Genomic DNA, 21085 nt, shown 5'->3' with positions numbered 1-21085 from the left:
CTTTGATTTTCATTGAGTAGCAATCCTGTCTTCCATGGCAGGATTTTTTATATATCAAAAAGCAAGTCGATTGACCTGCTTCTGCTTTACTCTTCTTGTGCTAATGCTTTAAAATCTTTGTCTAAGATGGGTTGTATTTCTAATTGATTGGCATCTAGTTGGTGGTAAGATTCTGATGGTAATGACTCTAGGAATTTTGCATAGTCCAAGCGAGCGATGGCTTCATAGTCTTCTGGTTTAGAGCCATCTCCTGTAATTTGAACCAAGTCGATTTCCCACTGGACTTCCTTATCCACCAATTGCTCCATATAGGCTACAGGAACAAATGGTTCTCTCGGCAACACTGTCTTGACTCCTTGAGCCAGATGGTAAACGCCATGCACTTGCCCTCCTCCATCCTGATAGAAGGAAACTCTTGCAAAGTAGGCATCTGTCTCTTGAACCGCACGTACACGCGCTTCAAATTGAGCCAAGCCATCTTCCTCTAAAAAGCTTTTCAAATCCTCATGACTAAAGAAAACAGGATTAAAAATTCCTTGGCAAATCGTAAAATGGGCTACAGTGTCTGCTAGATAGGCTTGAATACTTGCCTGGAAATACGCTTCAAAATCAAAACCATCTAGTCCTTCAATCTCAGTTCCTGTATAAGCAAGCAGGGCATCTAAAAACGACTTGATAATCCGCCAGTCTGTCTTCGTTAATAGGTCAGGAAGATCGATACGGTAAGCCTTTTGACCATCAGCATAGCTAACTTTAAAGAGAAATTGTGATTGCCCCACTATCGCACACTCGATATATTCGAGACGGTTAAGAGGCTGACGGAGATAGACTGCATCATAGCTATGTGACTCCAAGCCATCTACCAAGGCCAAGATCGACTTGGCAGTCAAAATCTCCTGTTCTCCTAAAATGCTCTGTTTATTTGGAATAAAAAATGTTTTCGCCATAACTGGGCTCCTTTGAAATCGTTTACATACAGTATACCTTATTTTCCTGAAAGATACAGAAACAAACTTTAGATTTTTGAGTACAAAGCATAGAAAAACAGCCCCTGAGGACTGTTTGATCTTATACAGTAGCTGCTTGATCCAAGCTTTCACCGATAGCGGCTAGGCGCTCGATCACTTCAGCTTGTGTCAATTCATTTTCTGAAACATAGCGGTTACGTGGGTGAACACGGCACTCGTGTGAGCATCCACGAAGGTACTTGTCTTCATTTTCTTCTGACGTCAGGATGCGACGATTACAGAATGGATTTCCACAGTTGACATAACGTTCACATGGTGTTCCATCAAACCAGTCTTTCCCTACGATAGTTGGGTTGACATGGTTGACATCTACGGCGATACGCTCGTCAAAGACGTACATTTTCCCATCCCAAAGCTCACCTTGGACTTCTGGGTCTTTACCGTAAGTTGCGATTCCTCCGTGCAATTGACCAACATCTTTGTAACCTTCACGAACCATCCAGCCTGAGAATTTCTCACAGCGAACGCCACCTGTACAGTAAACCACGACACGCTTGTCCATGAATTTTTCCTTGTTATCACGAACCCATTGTGGCAATTCACGGAAGTTGCGGATGTCTGGTCGGATAGCCCCACGGAAATGTCCTAGGTCGTACTCATAATCGTTACGTGTGTCAAGGACAACGGTATCTTTATCAAGAAGGGCTTCTTTGAACTCTTTTGGAGACAAGTAAGCACCTGTTGTTTCAAGTGGGTTAATGTCATTGTCAAAGTCGTTGTCTTCCAAACCAAGGTGGACAATCTCTTTCTTGTAGCGAACAAACATCTTCTTGAAAGCTTGTTCACTTTCTTCGTCAATTTTGAACCAGAGGTCTTCCATGCCTGGGATGCTGTGAACGTAGTCCATGTATTTTTGAGTTGTTTCATAGTCACCTGAAACTGTTCCGTTAATTCCCTCGTCAGCGACTAGGATACGGCCTTTAAGGCCGATTGATTTACAGAAAGCCAAGTGGTCTGCAGCAAATTGCTCTGCATTTTCAATTGGAGTATAAAGGTAGTAAAGTAAGACACGAATATCTTTTGCCATAAGATTTGTTCTCTTTTCTATTCTTAAATTTTCTAAATTTTTTATTTATCCATACTAGTATACCTGCTTGAGAAAACGAATGCAATTTATTTGACTGGAAATTACTATATTTCAATTTAGAAAAAAATTTCTTGTACACTACACTTAGTATCAATCATATTTTAAAAAATCCTTGGATTTTCCAAGGATTCATTTTTAAACTTTTTTAGCTTTAGCCATATAGAACAGTTGGAGTAGAATACCAAGGATAGCCATGCCGATAACGATAAAGAAGGCCATTGTATAATCTCCTTGGTTTGCCTGTGCAAGACGTGCTCCTAACTGAGGACCAGCAATAGCAGCTACGCCATAAGCAGTAAACATCCATCCATAGTTTGTCCCTACGTATGTAACTCCCCAGTTTTCAGCAGTAATTCCTGGGAATGAACCGAGGAAGCCTCCAAATGACAAGGCAACCATCATAATTCCAAGGATGGCCAAGATGCTTCCAGGACCTTTGAATAAGGCTGTGAGCAACAAACCAGTAGCAACCGCTCCAAACATGGCAATAACGGTAGGATAGCGACCAATCTTATCAGATACCGTACCCCAGAAGATACGACCAAATGTATTAGCGATAGATACCAGCATAACGAATAGTGTAGCTTCTCCTACAAGTTTATACTGGTCAGAAATTGATGCTGCAGTACCGATAATCATCATTCCACCAGTAGCACCAAGAACGTAAATCAACCATAGAAGCCAGTAATTTCCATCACGAAGCATTTCTTTGTAAGTTTTACCTTCTGGTTGAGCTGTTCCAGCTGCCGGCGCTGCTGCAGGAGCTTTCTCCATTACCAATGAAGAAGTACAAATAACAATTAGAAGAATGATACCTAATACTTTGAATGTTGAGTAAACACCCATAGAAGCAATCAAAGCTTTGGCAACTGGACCGATAATGAGCGGGCCTAACCCGAAACCTGCTGCTGTCAAACCACCAGCTAAACCTTTTTTATCTGGGAACCACTTAGTGGCAACTGAAGTAGATGCTCCATAAGCTGAACCAATACCAAGTCCTAGGACAACCCCGTAAGTGAGGTAAAGGACTGGAAGAGAAGTAGCAAATCCAGTAGCAAACATACCAGCACCGAAGAGAATACCACCTAGGAATACAAATTTCTTAGGTCCTGCTGAATCAACCTTAGGACCGAAAATAATCATACCAACAGGTACCATTGCAAAAGAAATACTAAAGGCCAAAGAAGTTTGGGCTTGAACCCATCCTTGACTAGCATTGGTTTCTAGCAGCGCCTTTTGAAAGACTGACCAGGCGTAACCAGCACCTAGAGATAGATTCGTTAAAATGGCTGCTGCCAAAATTAACCATCGATTGGGTGTTTTTTTCATTTGAATAACCTCATGTAAAATTTCTTGTTCCTAAAAAGAATGGAGAACAACTTTTATCATTTTTTCACCTACCTCGTTTAAATTGATCATTCTATAAATTTTTAAGTATATAGAACTGTGTAAATGACATACATCTATATACGACTGCTTAAAAATTTGTATCTATAGATCTCTTAAATCAGAACAAGATGAATTTTCACAATGTTAAGCGCTTTCATTGTACTCTTATTATAAGCTACTTTATTCTAAAAATCTACTTAAGAAAAATTAATAAAGATATAAGAAATTTTAATATTTTAATCATCTGTTATCATTTTAATATTGTTTATATCATCTAATTCGGATAATTATCTAAATAAGGTAAAAAAACCACTGCCCTCCCCAGACCAACCTGAGGAAAGCAGTGATTCTTATTTTAGGAGTTAGGAATGAATGTAAGGAGCTACATTTGACGTTACTATACTAAAAATCAAAAACAAGGTATAATCTTTATTGAAAACGACCATAAAGATAACCACTTAAACACTAAGTACACCTTCCTACAAGTCATCCTTTACCTCCAATCTCTCTAAAACAAACCATTTTAATAACCAAAACCCGACAACATAGCCAGCCCCTAAGAATATAGCTATAAAAGCTAGCATGGGATTCAGGAAAGAAAAAACCACTACAGATACAAAGGTTAGCACAAAAACATTAAATGCAATGGTGTCAGAAGCCAAGACTAGAATATAGGGTGTCAACCAGTCTAAGATTTTTGAATATGGAAAAAATAAGTGTTTATACATGATACGTTCCTATACAGTATAGAGAGTATAAGCGTAAAGAGATACCCAGATTAATAATTCTATATCCTAACTAAATCCTCTAATGTGGCCATAAAACTGAAGCTGCCGCCCCACCAGCTGCACAAATTAAATAAATCTGCGGAGTTGGGAAGGGGATTGTCTGTGCACAAAGCGAAAGCCCCTCAACTGCACCACCTACTCCACTTAAAAATCTGTCTGCAAGTTGTTTATCACCAGCTGTTATCATTGTTAATTTTTCATCGGATAAAATGATAAAATTATTTACTGATTGTTCCATTCTTTTCACACTTTCTTTGTTAAATTAATTTGGCTAGTAGACAAAAGATAAACTAAGGCATTAAAGACAATGAAAATATTTCCATAAAGTAAAATCAGTCTCTCATCCAAACCAAGATAAAGTTTTACCGCCAAAAAGATGAGCAAAAGAATTTGAAACCATAACGTTTTTCCAAAAATAAATTTAAAGCGTTTTTGAATGTCTGATTCCTTGATTTTTACCGCCAAACCTTTATTAGCAAGAAGGAAAACTCCTGCTTCAAATAAGCCACTGTAGAGAACAATCCACCCAATCGATACATTCGAGATTTTCAAAAATGTACCTAAAAGAATATCCAAAACACTACTCAAGAAAATAATAAGAAATAATCTGTATTTCATATAAATCACCTCCTTTTACTACTATTTCCAATCTACTATATCGCTAAAAGTTTAACTTGCTCTAAAAGCTCCCCAAGCCGCTGTACAAAACTGTGCTCCTAAAACCCCGCCGGCAAGAGTTCCCACAACTGGGATAACACTCCCCAGAGCTGCACCTCCTATTGTACAAATTCCTAATGCTTGAACAACTTCTCCAGCCCCTACTTTATCTCCACCTTCAACACGAGCAAGCATTTCATTATCCATAACAGAAAATTGTGACATTGTTTTTGTATTCATGATGAATACCTCCTTTTTATTTTTAATTTTTGTCTTGTTGCAACCTTGACAACATCAATATATCATAATTAACTGATATCATTTCTTTAAAATCATAAAATGTCTTTTTTTCATCACGAAATGTTTTTCATAAATTTTATCAAAGACCAAAACTAATATATACTATCGTCAACTATAAAAATCAATGATTCATCTTACTTAATAAAAATTACTGTTCATGACAATATAAATACCGTTTACGATTTAGCAAGAAGTTTTTTAGTAAAGTTTGGCATAATATACCTATCTACTATATGAAAGGAATTGCCAATGACTTCTTATAAACGTACATTTGTTCCTCAAATAGATGCGAGAGACTGTGGTGTCGCTGCCTTAGCCTCGATTGCTAAATTCTATGGTTCAGATTTTTCTCTAGCTCACTTGAGAGAACTTGCAAAGACCAATAAGGAAGGGACGACTGCTCTTGGCATTGTAAAAGCCGCAAATGAAATGGGATTTGAAACAAGACCTGTTCAAGCAGATAAAACTCTCTTTGACATGAGTGATGTCCCCTATCCATTTATCGTTCACGTTAACAAAGAAGGAAAACTCCAACATTACTATGTTGTCTATCAAACAAAGAAAGACTATCTGATTATTGGTGATCCTGACCCTTCTGTAAAAATCACTAAAATGTCAAAAGAACGCTTTTTCTCTGAATGGACTGGAGTAGCTATTTTTCTAGCTCCCAAACCCAGCTATCAACCCCATAAAGATAAAAAGAATGGTCTACTAAGCTTCCTTCCTCTGATTTTCAAACAAAAATCTCTCATTGGTTACATTGTTCTCTCAAGCTTATTGGTCACGATTATCAATATCGGTGGTTCTTATTATCTCCAAGGAATCTTGGATGAATACATTCCAAATCAGATGAAATCAACTTTAGGAATCATCTCAGTTGGTCTGGTTATAACCTATATCCTCCAGCAAGTCATGAGTTTCTCCCGAGATTATCTCCTAACTATTCTGAGTCAGAGATTAAGCATTGATGTGATTTTATCCTATATCCGCCATATTTTTGAACTTCCTATGTCTTTCTTTGCGACACGTCGTACAGGAGAAATCATTTCACGGTTCACAGATGCTAACTCTATTATAGATGCCTTGGCTTCTACCATTCTTTCTCTTTTTCTGGATGTTTCTATTCTGATTCTTGTAGGAGGCGTCTTACTGGCACAAAACCCTAATCTCTTCCTTCTTTCTCTTATTTCTATTCCTATATACATGTTCATCATCTTTTCTTTTATGAAGCCTTTCGAAAAAATGAACCATGATGTCATGCAAAGTAATTCTATGGTTAGCTCTGCCATTATCGAAGATATCAACGGGATTGAAACTATAAAGTCGCTCACGAGTGAAGAAAATCGCTATCAAAATATAGACAGCGAATTTGTAGATTATTTGGAAAAATCCTTTAAGCTCAGTAAATATTCTATTTTACAAACGAGTTTAAAGCAGGGAACAAAATTAGTTCTGAATATCCTTATCCTATGGTTTGGCGCTCAATTAGTCATGTCAAGTAAAATTTCTATTGGTCAGCTGATTACCTTTAACACACTTCTTTCTTACTTTACAACTCCTATGGAAAATATTATCAACCTCCAAACCAAACTCCAATCTGCGAAGGTCGCTAATAACCGTTTGAACGAAGTCTATCTAGTCGAATCTGAATTTCAAGTTCAAGAAAACCCTGTTCATTCACATTTTTTGATGGGCGATATTGAATTTGATGACCTTTCTTATAAGTATGGTTTTGGACGAGATACCTTAACAGATATTAATCTCACGATTAAACAAGGAGATAAGGTTAGCCTAGTTGGAGTCAGTGGTTCTGGTAAAACAACTTTAGCAAAAATGATTGTCAATTTCTTTGAACCCTACAAAGGACATATTTCCATCAATCATCAGGATATCAAAAACATTGATAAAAAAGTCTTGCGCCGTCATATTAATTACCTACCCCAACAAGCCTATATCTTTAATGGCTCTATCTTGGAAAACTTAACCTTGGGCGGTAATCATATGATTAGCCAAGAAGATATTCTAAGAGCTTGTGAATTAGCTGAAATCCGTCAAGACATTGAAAGAATGCCTATGGGCTATCAAACTCAGCTCTCTGATGGAGCTGGTCTATCAGGAGGACAAAAGCAACGAATAGCCCTCGCTCGTGCTCTTTTAACTAAAGCTCCTGTTTTAATACTAGATGAAGCTACTAGCGGTCTTGATGTCTTGACTGAGAAAAAAGTTATAGATAATCTTATGTCCCTCACTGATAAAACCATTCTCTTTGTAGCCCATCGTCTCAGTATAGCCGAACGAACCAACCGTGTCATTGTTCTTGACCAGGGGAAAATCATTGAAGTTGGTAGCCACCAAGAGTTAATGCAGGCTCAAGGTTTCTACCATCATCTATTCAACAAATAAGGAGAATGTCATGAATCCTAATCTTTTTAGAAGCGTCGAGTTTTATCAGAGACGTTACCATAACTATGCGACAGTGTTAATTATACCTCTTTCATTACTATTTACTTTCATCTTGATTTTCTCCCTTGTTGCTACAAAAGAAATTACTGTTACTTCCCAAGGAGAAATCGCCCCTACAAGTGTCATTGCATCCATTCAGTCAACCAGTGATAATCCTATCCTTGCTAATCATTTAGTGGCAAATCAAGTAGTTGAAAAAGGGGACTTACTCATCAAATACTCTGAAACAATGGAAGAAAGTCAGAAAACTGCCTTAGAAACTCAATTACAAAGACTTGAGAAGCAAAAAGAAGGACTTGGAATTTTGAAACAAAGCTTAGAAAAAGCGACTGATCTTTTTTCTGGCGAGGATGAGTTTGGCTACCATAATACCTTTATGAATTTTACTAAACAATCCCATGATATTGAACTGGGTATCTCAAAGACTAACACTGAAGTTTCAAATCAAGCTAATCTTACCAATAGCAGTTCATCAGCTATTGAACAAGAAATTTCAAAAGTTCAACAACAAATTGGAGAATATCAAGAGCTGAGAGATGCTATCATAAATAACAGAGCACGCTTACCAACTGGCAATCCGCACCAGTCAATTTTGAATCGTTATCTTGTAGCCTCACAAGGACAAACACAAGGAACTGCAGAGGAGCCATTTTTATCTCAAATTAATCAAAGTATTGCAGGTCTTGAATCATCTATCGCAAGCCTCAAAATTCAGCAAGCTGGTATCGGAAGTGTAGCAACTTATGATAACAGTTTAGCAACCAAAATTGAAATACTCCGCACTCAGTTTTTACAGACAGCCTCACAGCAACAACTAACCGTGGAGAATCAATTAACAGAATTAAAAGTACAACTAGATCAAGCAACGCAGCGCTTAGAAAACAATACCTTAACCGCTCCAAGTAAAGGTATCATTCACTTAAACAGTGAATTTGAAGGTAAAAATAGAATTCCAACTGGTACAGAAATTGCTCAAATATTCCCTGTCATCACAGATACAAGAGAAGTACTAATCACTTACTACGTATCTTCTGACTATCTACCTCTACTAGATAAAGGACAAACTGTAAGATTAAAACTGGAGAAGATTGGAAATCACGGCATTACCATCATCGGCCAACTTCAGACAATTGATCAAACTCCTACCAGAACAGAGCAAGGAAATCTCTTTAAACTAACCGCTCTTGCAAAACTATCTAATGAGGATAGTAAACTCATCCAATATGGCTTACAAGGTCGCGTCACTAGTGTAACTGCAAAGAAAACATATTTTGATTATTTCAAAGATAAAATTTTAACCCATTCTGATTAATTTTCAGATAACACTCTAGAACTATTTATTATCTTATCAAAAAGGAGAATCTTAACATGGATAAGAAACAAAACCTAACTTCATTTCAAGAACTAACAACTACCGAACTCAACCAGGTTACAGGTGGAGGATTGTGGGAAGAGCTATATGAAACTATAACAACACCATTAAAATTACGGACTACTTTCAAACCATAAAAAATCTATAGAATTATAAAAACGCATAATATCAGATTTCAAAATGACTGATACTATGCGTTTTATCATGAAAAGATTATAAAAGATACAAGTCACCCATCCCCACCTATACTTCTATCTCTAAGACTTGTTTAAATCTAAAATTAGAACTTGTAGTTTTTAGAATGATATTTGGGTATTTTGTCAAAATACTATTAACATTAGACAAACCAACTCCTCTATTCTGCCCTTTAGACGACATTCCTCTCTCAAATATTTTTGTAACATCAATCTCTCTATCTAGGGTCGGATTTTGGATAATCAAAACTTGCTTATTATTTCTCATATCTTCAAAAAAACAAACACTTAGAGGTTCCTCGACAGTGGCGCTTGCAGCGGCCTCTATCGCGTTATCTAACAATATAGAAACAACTGTTAAAAAATCAATTTCCTCAATCTTTTTGATAACGATTGGTTTTTCTATTTCTAAAGAAACTGGCACTAGTAAACTCTGAGCCTCGGATAATTTTGAGATTAATAAACTCTTCAAGGATAAATCCTCTATATTTCTCAATCTCACTACATCAAATTTTGTATCTTTTAAATTTTTCCCTGAGTCTTTCAAGACACTGTCATAAATTTGAGCAACTAAATCAATATCTTTTCGGTCTATCCCTATCTTTAAACTTGTTAAGATATTTGCATAATCATGCCTAAAGCTTCTAACCTCTTGATAAAGTCCTTCTACTTGTTTACTATAGCTCTTAAGATTTTGAAGTTGAATCTCTTTTTGAAGTACTAAATCTTTTTGCAATTCCTCACGTACATTTCTGTCCAGTATATTGACAAAATAGATAAATAAAAAGAAATAGATTGCAGTTATAGCTCCTTGATAATGATTTACAGATAAATTCAGGCTGTTTTTAATGTAACCAATAAAAGGAATAAGGATAAAATAACCCAACATTGCAGCATTAGCAATCCTCATTATTTGAGCTAAATGTTTATCCAACACTTTACTTCTTAGATAGCTAAAATCATACTGAAAAACTTTTATTATAAGCAAAGATAGGAGACTTGCTAAAATTGAGAAAATGGTAGCATCGTAATAAACATATATGTCTGTTAAACTAGCAAAATTAGGAATAATAAAATCAACAAAGAAATCATAGATAATCGACCAAAATGTGATAGGAAACAGAGCATAAAAAAGTGTCAATATCAGACTGTACTTCTTTTTATCCAACAAAAATGTGTAGATAATAAAAAAGATGGGATAATCTAGTACTGTAATAACAACAGGGATATAGAACGTCTTAATCAAGATTAAAAGTAAAAACTCTAATAAAAAATAGAAAAACAATAACTCTAAAGATCTCTTTATAGTCAATTGATAGCCATAAATTTTTGCATGAAGAAATAAAAGTATGTAAAAATTCAAAGATACTAACACAAATGACATTTACTACTCCTTACTATCATGTAAATCTTTAACTATATTCAGCAATGCCCTCATTTTTAACCTAGATACTAGGCAACTTGACCCGTTCTTCAAATAGACTAGTTTTTCTTCCTTATCTATTGAAGAGATATTATAAGGATTCACAATAAAAGAACGATGACACTGAACCAATCTGGGTTCTTGTTTCAATATATCAGAAATTTTACCGTAAAACTCTATTCTTTCTCTCATAGAATAAAGAACTAGCTTATGAGGAATCATTGACGTTTCTATATAAAGCAAATCCGAAAATGGAACCTGAACGAGTGCTTTAGAATTTGTAAACACAAAAGAATCTTCAGTCATTAGTTGATGTTTATTCTTGTGAACATAAGCGATTGCCTTTTCCACACGTTCCCTAAAAGCACTTTCAGGTAATTCCTTATCAATAAAATCTAAAGCTGATACTTGATATTGAAAACTAACAGGCATAAATTCTGAATGAGTTGTTACAAAAACAATGACTGCATTTGGATCTCTATCTCTGATTTCCAAAGCAATATCTAACCCTTTTCTAACATCGTTTTTAATTTCAATATCCAAAAAGAAAAGTTGATGACCTCCACGTTCCATCATATCTTCTAACAATTGATTTGGTTTACCATAAACACCACAGTGCTTTACTTCCCAACAATTCTTCTCTAAAATATCATACACCAGATTTTCCATCCTAGTCTGCTGTATAAAATCATCCTCTAATATAAAGATATTCATTTCTCGTCTCCTTTAGTATTTAACCATCTTTCTTTTACAGTTTTAAAATATCTTCTAGAGCAGCTAATATCCGATACTCTTTCATCCATAAATAAAATGGTCTTCGTTTCATACTTCAATCCTATTACTTTGGATAAGTTAACAAGAAACTTTCTATGACACCTGAACAATTTACCCAGACTCATTTCCTCAACTCTAGCTAGGCTCATATACTTCTCAAATACTCCATCAGCTGTAATAAAAATAACAGCATGTGCCTTCGTAGGATGTGTTGTCACATAGTAAACCTTAGAATGAGGCACTTTAACAACTGCTCTGCCTTGGCTTAAAATATATTCTTGCATATTTTTCCTCCTTACTCTCCTATATCATATCAAAACTAGTATCCTATGATGGAAAAAATCTTAAAAGGTATCTGAGTTATCATAAATGGTTATTTTTCAACATTTCATGCTAACATTTATACAATCTAAGATTTCGACATCTTCTATCGGATGTTTTTGATATGATAGAGCAAGAGGAGAAATATGGATACAATTCAAATTCTACATTTTTCATTATTAGGATATATCATCACAAGTGACATCAATTCTTATATTAAAGAAAACTTATCAACAAAAATGAGAATTATAGTTTCTAGGCGTATCATCTATTCCTATAACACTACTACCTATTTTATCATAAAATCAATGTTTTTATCTTCAGATACAATGTATTCTTATATAGAAGATATACGACTCCGTTCTGAATTTGCCAACATTATCATCATAGGAAGTTACATTGATTATGATAAACTTTTCCGTAGTCATTACAGAATATTCGGTGTCATTGATACAGCTAGAAATCATTCTTTACAATCTATACGACAAGAAATTCACTCATATTTAGATGATATTTATAACAACCTGAAATAAATTAGGTTTGGTAGTCTTTATACATTTCCTCAGCATACATGGCTTCAAAAACTTTCAAAAAACCACTGCTCTCCCCAGACCAACCTGAGGAAAGCAGTGATTCTTATTTTAGGAGTTAGGAATGAATACACGAAATCAATTGATCTTATGATTTTTTGTTTTTCAAGAATTCATCGTATTGTTTTTGCATTTCGTTCAATACTTTTTCGTAGGCACCTTCAGATTTCAATTTTTCCATCAATTCTGGAATCGCTTTATCTGGGTCTACAGTACCAGTGTTGATAGCTGTATCAAATTGTTGCATTGTGTTAGAAATAGCTGAGATTTCAGATTTCACATTGTCAGTGTTAAAGATAAATCCAAGCGCTGGAGATTCTTTAGCTTCTGCCAATTCTTTCTTAGAATCTGCAATTTGTTGATCTGTAACGTTTTCGTTGATGTAAAGAATCCAGTTGTTACCAGTGTTCCATCCACTCATGTGAGTGTTTCCTTTGTAGCCATCAAGAACGCGAACACGGTTTTCTTTACCTTCAATTTTTTCCCAGTTCTTGCCTTCTGGACCGTAAACAAGGCCGTTCAAAAGTTCTGGGTTCGTATTCAAGAGGTTCAAGATTTCCATTGATTTTTCTTTGTTCTTAGAGTTGTTTGAGATGACAAAGTTAGCAACTTGTGTTGTTTGGTTTTTCTTAATAAAGTTTGTGATTGGTTTGATTTGGATGTCTTTGTTAGCAACGCGTGAGAGCAAGCTGTTACCGTAGTCAGCTGGTCCTACTGTCTCTTCACGAACGAACCAAGTATCTTGTTGAAGGTCAAATGTAGTGTCACTTGTTGCGACGTCTTTTGGAATGTAGCCAGCTTCATAGAATTTGTGAAGAGTCTTTAAGTGTTCTTTGAAACGAGGCACTTCGTAACGGTTTACAACTTTAGTAGTATCACCTTCAAGGTCAATAACGAATGGAAGCCCGTTTGCTACTGGATAGTCAAAGTTCTCAGAAGGGATGAAGTTCTTAGTAGCTGCAAATGGTACTACGTCTGGAGCTTTTTCTTTAATTTGTTTCAAGACTGGCTCAAGAGTTTCGTAAGAAGTAACACCTGAAATATCGATACCATATTTGGCAAGGAGAGTTCCGTTGAAGGCAAAGTTTTGAGATGATGCAACGTTGGCCGCAACTGGAACAGCGTAAATTTTACCATTTACAGTATTACCCTTGATGTAGGCTGGGTCAAGTGCTTTGTAAAGGTCTTTACCTTCTTTTTTGTACAATTCTGTCAAGTCAGCGTAAGCACCTTTTTGAGCATTTACAATGTAGTTATCTGCAAAGGCGATATCATAGTTTTCACCAGATGATGTGATAACTGACATTTTCTTACCATAGTCACCCCAGCCAAGGTATTGGATATCCAATTTGGCACCAACTTTTTCTTCGATGATTTTGTTGGCATTTGCTAACAATTCATCCAAGTTGTCTGGTTTGTCACCGATTTGGTACATTTTGATAACAGGTTTGTCACCTGAATCAGCAGCTTTTTTGCTGTTACCTGTCAAGTTTCCACAAGCAGCAAGACCTGCAGCCAAAGCGACTACACTAGCAGATGCAAAAGCATATTTTTTCCAGTTTTTCATGATAAAAACTCCTTTTTTTATTTTTAAACTTATAAACAATGTAATGATCTTATACTCAATGAAAATCAAAGAGCAAACTAGGAAACTAACCGCAGGTTGCTCAANNGACTGACGAAGTCAGTTACCTATACCTACGGCAAGGCGACATTGACGCGGTTTGAAGAGATTTTCGAAGAGTATTAACTTCACACAAGGGAAGTTGGGAACTGAGAAATGTTATTTCTCAATAAGCACTATTCTTTCACACCACCGATAGTCAAACCTTTTACAAAGTAGCGTTGGAAGAATGGATACAAAATCGCGATTGGAAGGGTTGCTACCACAACCATGGCCATACGACCTGTTTCTTTCGGTAGAGCAACTCCCAGTTGACCAGTCAAGCCGACCGCTTTGGCAATGTAGTCCATATTTTGTTGGATTTGCATGAGCAAATATTGCAATGGATACAAGTTGTCACTCTTGATGTAAAGAAGGGCGTTGAACCAGTCATTCCAGAAACCAAGAGCTGTCAAAAGCGTGATGGTTGCGATACCTGGTAGTGATAATGGCAAACAGATTTGGAAGAAAATCCGAGCCTCACTAGCACCATCGATACGAGCCGATTCGAGAATGGCTTCTGGGATGGTCTTCTTGAAAAAAGAACGCATCAAGATGATGTTAAAGGGTGAGAGAAGCATTGGAACAATCAAGGCCCAAACAGTGTCACCAAGCTGAAGCACACGGGTCACCATGATATAACCTGGTACCAAACCAGCATTGAACAACATACTGAGCAGAACGAAGATGGTAAAAAATCTGCGATACTTAAAGGTTGTCCGTGAAATAGCGTAGGCATAGGTTGTTGTGATAAAGACATTTGTAAATGTCCCAACTACGGTTACAAAGACAGAAATGAAGAGGGCCTGTAAGATTTTATCCTTAAACTGTGCCAAGAACTCAAAACCGTCTAATCCAAATTGGGATGGGAAGAAGCTGTAGCCGTATTGGAGGAGGCTTTTCTCGTCCGTCACTGAAATAATGATAACGAATACAAAAGGTAGGATACAAGAGAGGGCAATCAAACCCGAAATGATACTGAAGAAGATATCTGCTTTCTTACTGAAGGAGTGAATGCCGACATTATCAATTTTTTCTTTTTTAATTTTCTTTTCTGTCATATTCTCCTCCTTTCTAGAACAAAGCTGAGTTTGGATCAACTCGTCTTGCCAGTAAGTTTGATAGAACCACCAGAATCAATCCGACTACTGATTGGTAGAGACCTGCTGCTGAAGCCATCCCGATATCCGCTGTCTGAGTCAATCCGTTATAAACATATACGTCCAAAACGTTGGTTACGTTGTAAAGCTGACCAGCATTGTGAGGGATTTGATAGAAAAGACCGAAGTCTGCACGGAAGATATTTCCGACTGCAAGGATGGTCAATACAGTTACCAATGGTGTCAACTGCGGAATGGTTACATTGCGAATCCGTTGCCATTTGCTGGCTCCGTCTACTGTCGCTGCTTCATAGTAGGTTGGATCAATTCCCATAATCGTCGCATAGTACATGACACTGCTATATCCAAAACCTTTCCAAATACCTAGGAAAAGTAGGAGATAAGGCCAAATTCCCAAATCAGCGTAGAAGTTGACTTCTTTTAGACCAAGACTTTCCAATAAATGATTGAACACCCCTTTATCAATATTTAGGAAGGCATCTGTAAAGAAACTGATGATAACCCAAGACAAGAAGTAAGGGAACAACATAGAAGTTTGGAAAATCTTCACCATTCTCTTGGAACGGAGTTCACTGAGGATAATGGCAATCCCTACAGATACAACTAAACCTAGAAAGATAAAGCCAAGATTGTAGAGGACCGTATTTCGTGTGATAATAAAGGCGTCTCTTGAACTAAATAAGAATCTGAAATTATCGAGTCCGACCCATTTACTATTTATGATACTATCTATGAAACCATTACTGGTCATGTGGTAGTCTTTGAAGGCAACCACGTTCCCAAATACTGGAATGTAGAAGAATAGAATCAACCAGAGTGCTCCTGGCAAAACCATCAAGAGAAAGATCCAGTTGTCTCTCAAGGTTTTTGAAAACTTATTCATAATTTCCTCCCTTTTTATTTTGATATCCATCTAAAAATTCCTTTTTAGACTTTTGATAACGATTACATTATTAGTATACTCCTATTTGCAGATTAGGTTAAACTCCTAATTATAGAAAAAACTCCACAAATTATGTAGCAGATTTAAAACTTTATCACCACTATCAAACAAATGTCCTAAATCAATTGTTTATTTTATCTCTATTTGCACCGTGATGGCGTCACTCTGTTACCCTGTGCTAGTCTCTCAAACAAAATTTTAGGAGCAATGAAGCCCACTATTCTTAGAAAAAAGCCTATTATCAAGTTCCATAGACTTTTGACCATAGAGGTTTTTCTCTTTTTAACGTTTTTTCTCAAAACTCATCCTGATCTCTGTCTAAAAATAAAGGTACTACTTTTCCCAACTTTTTTAGAAAGCTAATACTCTTCGAAAATCTCTTCAAACTACGTCAGCTTCCATCTGCAACCTCAAAACAGTGTTTTGAGCAACCTGCAGTTAGCTTCCTAGTTTGCTCGTTGATTTTCATTAAGTATAAGGCAAGGCCAAATCAATTTATAACAATGTTTTAGAAGCGATATTGTACTAGTCCAGACTCAGTTCATTATAGTGTCTGATTTCTCCCAGACTGACTCCCTACAAAAAGTGCAAATAAGAAATCTCCAGCTTAGTAACTATCAGTGAGTTCTCGAGTCTGAAAATTTTTCAATATACCTCGTTATTGAACAGTTACAGTCAGCCGTCCACTTCCTGACATGCAAAAATCTCCTAGCAGGCTTTCCTGCTAGGAGATTTTCTTATGAGAGGTACTTGTTTCAGCTTTGAAAATCGGACTTATTATTCGATAATTATCAAACAATCTACCAATTAAGCTTCTTCGTCTTCTTTACGACGACGGCCTGCAAGACCAAAACCAAGTAAGGCACTTGCGGCTGCTGCTACCATAGCTACAGTAGAATCTGCTGTACCTGTATTTGGCAATTCTTTAGATTCTTTAGGCGCATTTGCTTGTGCTGATGCTTCTTGGTTGGCATTCGCTGCTTGAGTTGTAGCTGGAGCTACAGCTGGTGTTTGAGATGCTTGATCCTCAGCTGGAGTTACATGGTCAGCTACTGGAGAAACTTTAGCCATGAAGTCTTCAATACGTTTCACCATTGTATCTACTTCTGCTTGACTTGCGTCTGCGTTAGCAAATACTTTCTTAGCATCTGCTGATAATGCATTCGCTTCTTTTGCAGTTTCTGCATCAAGCTTAGCTGATTCTTGGATGATTAGCTCATCTAGCTGATGAATAGCACTTTCTAACTTGGATTTATTCACTTTGGCTTGAGTGTTCGTCATTCCGTTATCGGCAGAAGGGCCGTAGTTTTCACCATTATATGGAGGTATCATATCTTGATTGTTTGGTGAAATCACTTCAACTGGAACTTCAAGTTTTTGTACACTTCCATCCGCTAGTCTTAATGTCACTGTAGAAATTTTAGTACCGATAGTATTCGTATCAGGCAATACCATCTTGATGACTGAGATTTCTTCTGGTAAATCTAATTTCGCTAACACATCTGCTTGGGAAAGGGCTGTGCCACGTTCAACTTTCACTCCTCCATTGATTAAAGCTTTCAGGGCATCTTCTAGTTTTAATTCTGGAAGATCAGTTACAAGTGCATCTTGATCAACTTGGTATAAGAAGGTTCTGAGAACTTTATCGAGTTCTGATTGTTTTGTGGAGTTGTCGATTGCTTCTAATGCTTTTTCTTTTAAGGCTTCAACTGTATCAAGTGCTTTTTGCTTTTCTTCATCAAAAAGTTTTTTATCTGCTTTGATACTTGCAATTTTTTCATTTGCTGTCGTTTCAACTACTTCTCTAGCTTCTACAGCATCAAGTAATGATTTTTTCGCAATTTCTAAAGCATCTTTTGCCTGAATTGCTAGTTCTAAGGCTTTGTTAACTTCAATTTGTGAAGCATTTTTATTATCAATAACTTTTTTAACTTCTTTTAAAACTTTCTCTGATTCTTCTTGTACTTTTTTATACTCATCAATCGTCGCTTTGGTTTTTCCTTTTGTCGAATCTTCTAAAATTAAATTATTTAATGCGTCAGTGGTGTTTATCAATGGTTCTTTATCAGTTGGTGCTCCATCTAAGGCTTTTTTAGCCTCTGTAATGGCTTTGAGCGCTTCATCTACTTGGGTTTGCGTAGCGTTTGGATTCGAGATAACGTCAGCTGCTGCTGATACCGCCGTATCATACGCTTGTTTCTGAGCGTCTGTTCCGTTGTAGTACTTCGCATCCGTTGTTTTGGTGTTTTGCGCATCTGTTGTTGAAGCTGTTTTTAAGGCTTCTTTATCAGTTGGTGCTCCATCTAAGGCTTTTTTAGCCTCTGTAATGGCTTTGAGCGCTTCATCTACTTGGGTTTGATCCGCATTAGCATCAGCTATTACTGTTTGTCCACTTTTTATCGCTTCATCATATGCATCCCTCTTTGTTTTATCTGCATTATAATATTTAAAGTTTCCTTTAACAGTAGTTTCTTCTCCTACCGCTTTTCTTAACTCCGTCTTATTTCCTTTTTCAACTAACAAGCTTTTAGCTTCATCTAATTTGCGTTTTACTTCCTCTACTTTTTGTAATACTTGACTGACCTCATCTTTAGTTGCATTTCCTTGTTTGGCTAAAATAGTCCTTAGTTCTTCTTTTAATGACCGAATGTCCTGATTGTACTTATCAAACTCTTCATTGTATTTATCAATGCTTTCAGGCGTTTTATTTTCTGTTGATACCTTTTTCAACGCATCAACTTGCGCAGATAGATTAGTCTTTTCTTCATTTGTTGCCGCAGGTACTAAAGCTTCTTGTTTTGCTAAAAGCGTTGAAAACGCCTTTTTATAGTCTGCTGTTGTTTTTAACTGTCCAGTAAGAAGATTACGTACTTTTTCAAGTTCAGCTGTATATGCATTGATAGTATCGTCCGTTTTCCCTGCCTTATCAGTCGTTTCCGTTTCAAGTAATTTATCATAAATTCTTTGTAAGAGGTTCTTCGCAACTATACTTGTATCTTGATTTACATTGAAGTCCAATCCAGTAATAGGTAAAGAGTACTGTAAATAAGATGAATTATAACTCATACCAGCTTGATGTTTGTTTTCCAAACTAATTCTCACCTTATATGAAGTTACTCCCTTTGGTAAATTAATTTCTCTACTTGTAAATGTCCCTCCTGTTGCATTCGGTCTATTTTCAGTTAAAGCTAATTTTTCTTCTATCTGTTCTTTTGAAAGACTATTAGCACTAAAAGTCTGATTTTTTGCATTTCCATCTCTTGCAGCAACTACTTTCATTTCAGGACTATTCACGTTTTTTTCTGGTGAGACTACTGCCGTATAAATTAACTGTTCATTGCCATTTTCAATACTGAACACTTCTACTTTATATTTAGCTTTTGATCCATTATTATCACCAGTATAACCCGTTTTAAAGTTCACTGTTACTTTTGTTCCTTCATTCGAAGCATATGCTTTAAAAGTTTTTTCAATTCCATCAAACCACTTAGCTGCTCTCGCTGTTTGTGCACCGGGTTCATTATTTTCTAAATAGGGTTTATCATCATAGACTGGTTCGTCTCTATTCTGTTTAGTAACTAATTTTGATAGTAATAAAATATATTCACTACGTCTATCAAACGATTGCTCCCTAACCCAAACCTGATTAGTTCTAGTAATATTTACTGTATATGCTGGGAAAACTCCAGCTTCAGTTTTTCTAGCAATCGCAAATTTCCCATTTTCACCTACTGCTTTCCATCCACCAAATTCTTTAATTTCAGCAACACTACCCTTTGCAATATTTTTTCCATCCCCTAATGCATCCATATTTTGAATTTTTTTATTATTCTCAATAACTTCAGGCAATGCTTTTAACTTATCTGCTAACGTTTTTAAATCCGCATTCTCTGCAGGTGCTGTGTAAGTCTGGTTTGCTGATGGATCAGTATCAGTCGTTGTCTCACCTGTTCGGAATGGATTGTTTCTATCTAGGGCTTGTCTATTACGTGGATCATGTTGTCCTGAGTTTGCGATAGAGTTGGTTCCTGTAGCTTTCTCAGTATTGCTTGCTTTCTTACCGACAGTCGCTTTTCCTTCTGTAGTATCTAGTTTAGGACTTTCCACTTGCGCTTTAGGCTTACTACGTAAACCGCTGTTCACTGTCGTAAAGAGTCTTCTATAAGCTTTTGTCAACTCCTCTTGACTTGTGGCTGTTGTTAGGGCAAGTTTTGCTAATTCTAAATGTTCTTTAAGGGTTGCGACACTTTCATCTGTCTTAGTCGCATAGCTACCTGAGGCTAATTTAGCATCAATTTCTGCTACGTAATCTTCCAGCTGTTTTTTATCCAAGTCAGATGTAGCTTTTTCTTCTGCTTTTTCTGTTGCTGAAGCAGTCGATGATACTACTGGCGCTGGAGTGGCAGTAGTAGATGTTTCTTCTTTCTCTTTTGAAACAGTAGGTGATTCGACTGATGATGCGCTTGCATCAGTAGATGTTGGAGTAGTTGTTTCTTCTTGACCTTTCGGAGCAGTTACCTCACTGGCACCAGAATTTCCATCCAACTGACTGACTACTGGAGTCGCCCCGTAGGTTCCATTCTGGACATCTGGGTCTTTCAGTGGTGAGCCTTGTCTTCCCTCATTAGTTGGGGTTACACCTTGCTCTGTGGCAGACACTGTCCCATTTCCTGGAAACATGAACAAGGCTGCTACCGCAACACTAGCAGCACCAAAACTAACCTTACGAATCGAAAACCGCAAGCGTTTTTCTCTATCTTCATTACCTTTATAAAACATATATTATTTTGCTCCTTTTCCGATAATTATCGGTTAATATATAATGGAAGGACAAATAAAAAGCCCCCCCCCCTAAAATATTTATGCATATTTTAGACTGGCATAATTTATTATACTCTTTTTTGTTTTATAAATCAAATGTTATGAACTAAGCTTGGTATCATGCATCTTATCCAATTCTTCTGTTTCACGC

At 36.6% G+C, this 21085-nt stretch carries 18 protein-coding genes; 4 read left to right on the top strand and 14 right to left on the bottom strand.

The genetic code is table 11. The features are described from left to right. Positions 1 to 86: 86 nt before the first annotated feature. The 7 genes from HT696_RS02185 to HT696_RS02155 all read right to left on the bottom strand — a co-directional run bounded on the left by HT696_RS02185 (position 87) and on the right by HT696_RS02155 (position 5189). On the bottom strand, positions 87 to 947 hold the full coding sequence (locus tag HT696_RS02185) for a DUF4299 family protein (protein ID WP_173253419.1): 861 nt from the start codon (positions 945 to 947) through the stop codon (positions 87 to 89). Between the two features lie 121 nt (positions 948 to 1068). Further along, a complete protein-coding gene (locus HT696_RS02180) occupies positions 1069 to 2055 on the bottom strand; it encodes a rhodanese-related sulfurtransferase (protein ID WP_173253420.1) in 987 nt (328 codons plus the stop codon). A 195-nt stretch (positions 2056 to 2250) separates the two neighbouring features. After that, positions 2251 to 3444: an OFA family MFS transporter gene (locus HT696_RS02175; RefSeq protein WP_049532313.1), complete on the bottom strand. Its 1194-nt coding sequence runs from the start codon at positions 3442 to 3444 to the stop codon at positions 2251 to 2253. Positions 3445 to 3983: 539 nt separating this feature from the next. Beyond that, the gene (gene blpZ / locus HT696_RS02170) at positions 3984 to 4232 is read right to left on the bottom strand and encodes an immunity protein BlpZ (RefSeq protein ID WP_112444786.1); all 249 of its coding nucleotides are present in this window, start codon (positions 4230 to 4232) and stop codon (positions 3984 to 3986) included. Between the two features lie 79 nt (positions 4233 to 4311). Further along, on the bottom strand, positions 4312 to 4530 hold the full coding sequence (locus HT696_RS02165; protein WP_173213201.1) for a hypothetical protein: 219 nt from the start codon (positions 4528 to 4530) through the stop codon (positions 4312 to 4314). Positions 4531 to 4535: 5 nt separating this feature from the next. Continuing rightward, positions 4536 to 4910 (bottom strand): immunity protein, encoded by a 375-nt coding sequence (locus HT696_RS02160; RefSeq protein ID WP_173213199.1) that lies wholly within the window; start codon positions 4908 to 4910, stop codon positions 4536 to 4538. Between the two features lie 51 nt (positions 4911 to 4961). Further along, the gene (locus tag HT696_RS02155; protein ID WP_164226314.1) at positions 4962 to 5189 is read right to left on the bottom strand and encodes a Blp family class II bacteriocin; all 228 of its coding nucleotides are present in this window, start codon (positions 5187 to 5189) and stop codon (positions 4962 to 4964) included. A gap of 309 nt (positions 5190 to 5498) precedes the next feature. Between HT696_RS02155 and blpA the strand changes: the two genes are divergently transcribed. The 3 genes from blpA to blpC are packed head-to-tail and all read left to right on the top strand — an operon-like array spanning position 5499 to position 9221. Beyond that, on the top strand, positions 5499 to 7652 hold the full coding sequence (gene blpA, locus HT696_RS02150) for a peptide cleavage/export ABC transporter BlpA (RefSeq protein ID WP_173283258.1): 2154 nt from the start codon (positions 5499 to 5501) through the stop codon (positions 7650 to 7652). Positions 7653 to 7662: 10 nt separating this feature from the next. Further along, on the top strand, positions 7663 to 9024 hold the full coding sequence (locus tag HT696_RS02145; RefSeq protein WP_173283256.1) for a bacteriocin secretion accessory protein: 1362 nt from the start codon (positions 7663 to 7665) through the stop codon (positions 9022 to 9024). A 56-nt stretch (positions 9025 to 9080) separates the two neighbouring features. Continuing rightward, positions 9081 to 9221, top strand: a complete 141-nt coding sequence (blpC, locus tag HT696_RS02140; RefSeq protein WP_173283254.1) for a quorum-sensing system pheromone BlpC — start codon at positions 9081 to 9083, stop codon at positions 9219 to 9221. A 106-nt stretch (positions 9222 to 9327) separates the two neighbouring features. Here blpC and HT696_RS02135 read toward each other — a convergent pair whose 3' ends face one another. The 3 genes from HT696_RS02135 to HT696_RS02125 are packed head-to-tail and all read right to left on the bottom strand — an operon-like array spanning position 9328 to position 11759. After that, positions 9328 to 10662 (bottom strand): GHKL domain-containing protein, encoded by a 1335-nt coding sequence (locus HT696_RS02135; protein ID WP_173283252.1) that lies wholly within the window; start codon positions 10660 to 10662, stop codon positions 9328 to 9330. A gap of 3 nt (positions 10663 to 10665) precedes the next feature. Next, entirely contained in the window at positions 10666 to 11415 is a 750-nt protein-coding gene (locus HT696_RS02130; protein ID WP_112444770.1) for a response regulator transcription factor, read from the bottom strand. After that, positions 11412 to 11759 (bottom strand): LytTR family DNA-binding domain-containing protein, encoded by a 348-nt coding sequence (locus HT696_RS02125; protein WP_173273195.1) that lies wholly within the window; start codon positions 11757 to 11759, stop codon positions 11412 to 11414. The genes HT696_RS02130 and HT696_RS02125 overlap by 4 nt, the downstream gene beginning before the upstream one ends. A 183-nt stretch (positions 11760 to 11942) precedes the next feature. Here HT696_RS02125 and HT696_RS10625 point away from each other — a divergent pair, with 183 nt between their 5' ends. After that, a complete protein-coding gene (locus HT696_RS10625) occupies positions 11943 to 12329 on the top strand; it encodes a hypothetical protein (protein ID WP_240150237.1) in 387 nt (128 codons plus the stop codon). Between the two features lie 145 nt (positions 12330 to 12474). Here the strand turns inward: HT696_RS10625 and HT696_RS02115 are convergent, their stop codons facing one another. The 4 genes from HT696_RS02115 to HT696_RS10620 form a co-directional block, all read right to left on the bottom strand. Then, a complete protein-coding gene (locus HT696_RS02115; protein ID WP_101514822.1) occupies positions 12475 to 13953 on the bottom strand; it encodes an ABC transporter substrate-binding protein in 1479 nt (492 codons plus the stop codon). A gap of 233 nt (positions 13954 to 14186) precedes the next feature. Then, entirely contained in the window at positions 14187 to 15110 is a 924-nt protein-coding gene (locus HT696_RS02110) for a carbohydrate ABC transporter permease (RefSeq protein WP_173283250.1), read from the bottom strand. Between the two features lie 13 nt (positions 15111 to 15123). Then, on the bottom strand, positions 15124 to 16053 hold the full coding sequence (locus HT696_RS02105) for a sugar ABC transporter permease (protein ID WP_007284784.1): 930 nt from the start codon (positions 16051 to 16053) through the stop codon (positions 15124 to 15126). A gap of 867 nt (positions 16054 to 16920) precedes the next feature. Next, complete coding sequence (locus tag HT696_RS10620) at positions 16921 to 20892, bottom strand: YSIRK-type signal peptide-containing protein (RefSeq protein WP_240150236.1); 3972 nt, start codon at positions 20890 to 20892, stop codon at positions 16921 to 16923. Positions 20893 to 21085: the final 193 nt, after the last annotated feature.

Source organism: Streptococcus sp. 9903, assembly GCF_013276625.1.
Classification (GTDB): domain Bacteria; phylum Bacillota; class Bacilli; order Lactobacillales; family Streptococcaceae; genus Streptococcus.
Note: the sequence above shows the minus strand (reverse complement) of the source record. Positions and strands in the feature narration are given on the sequence as shown.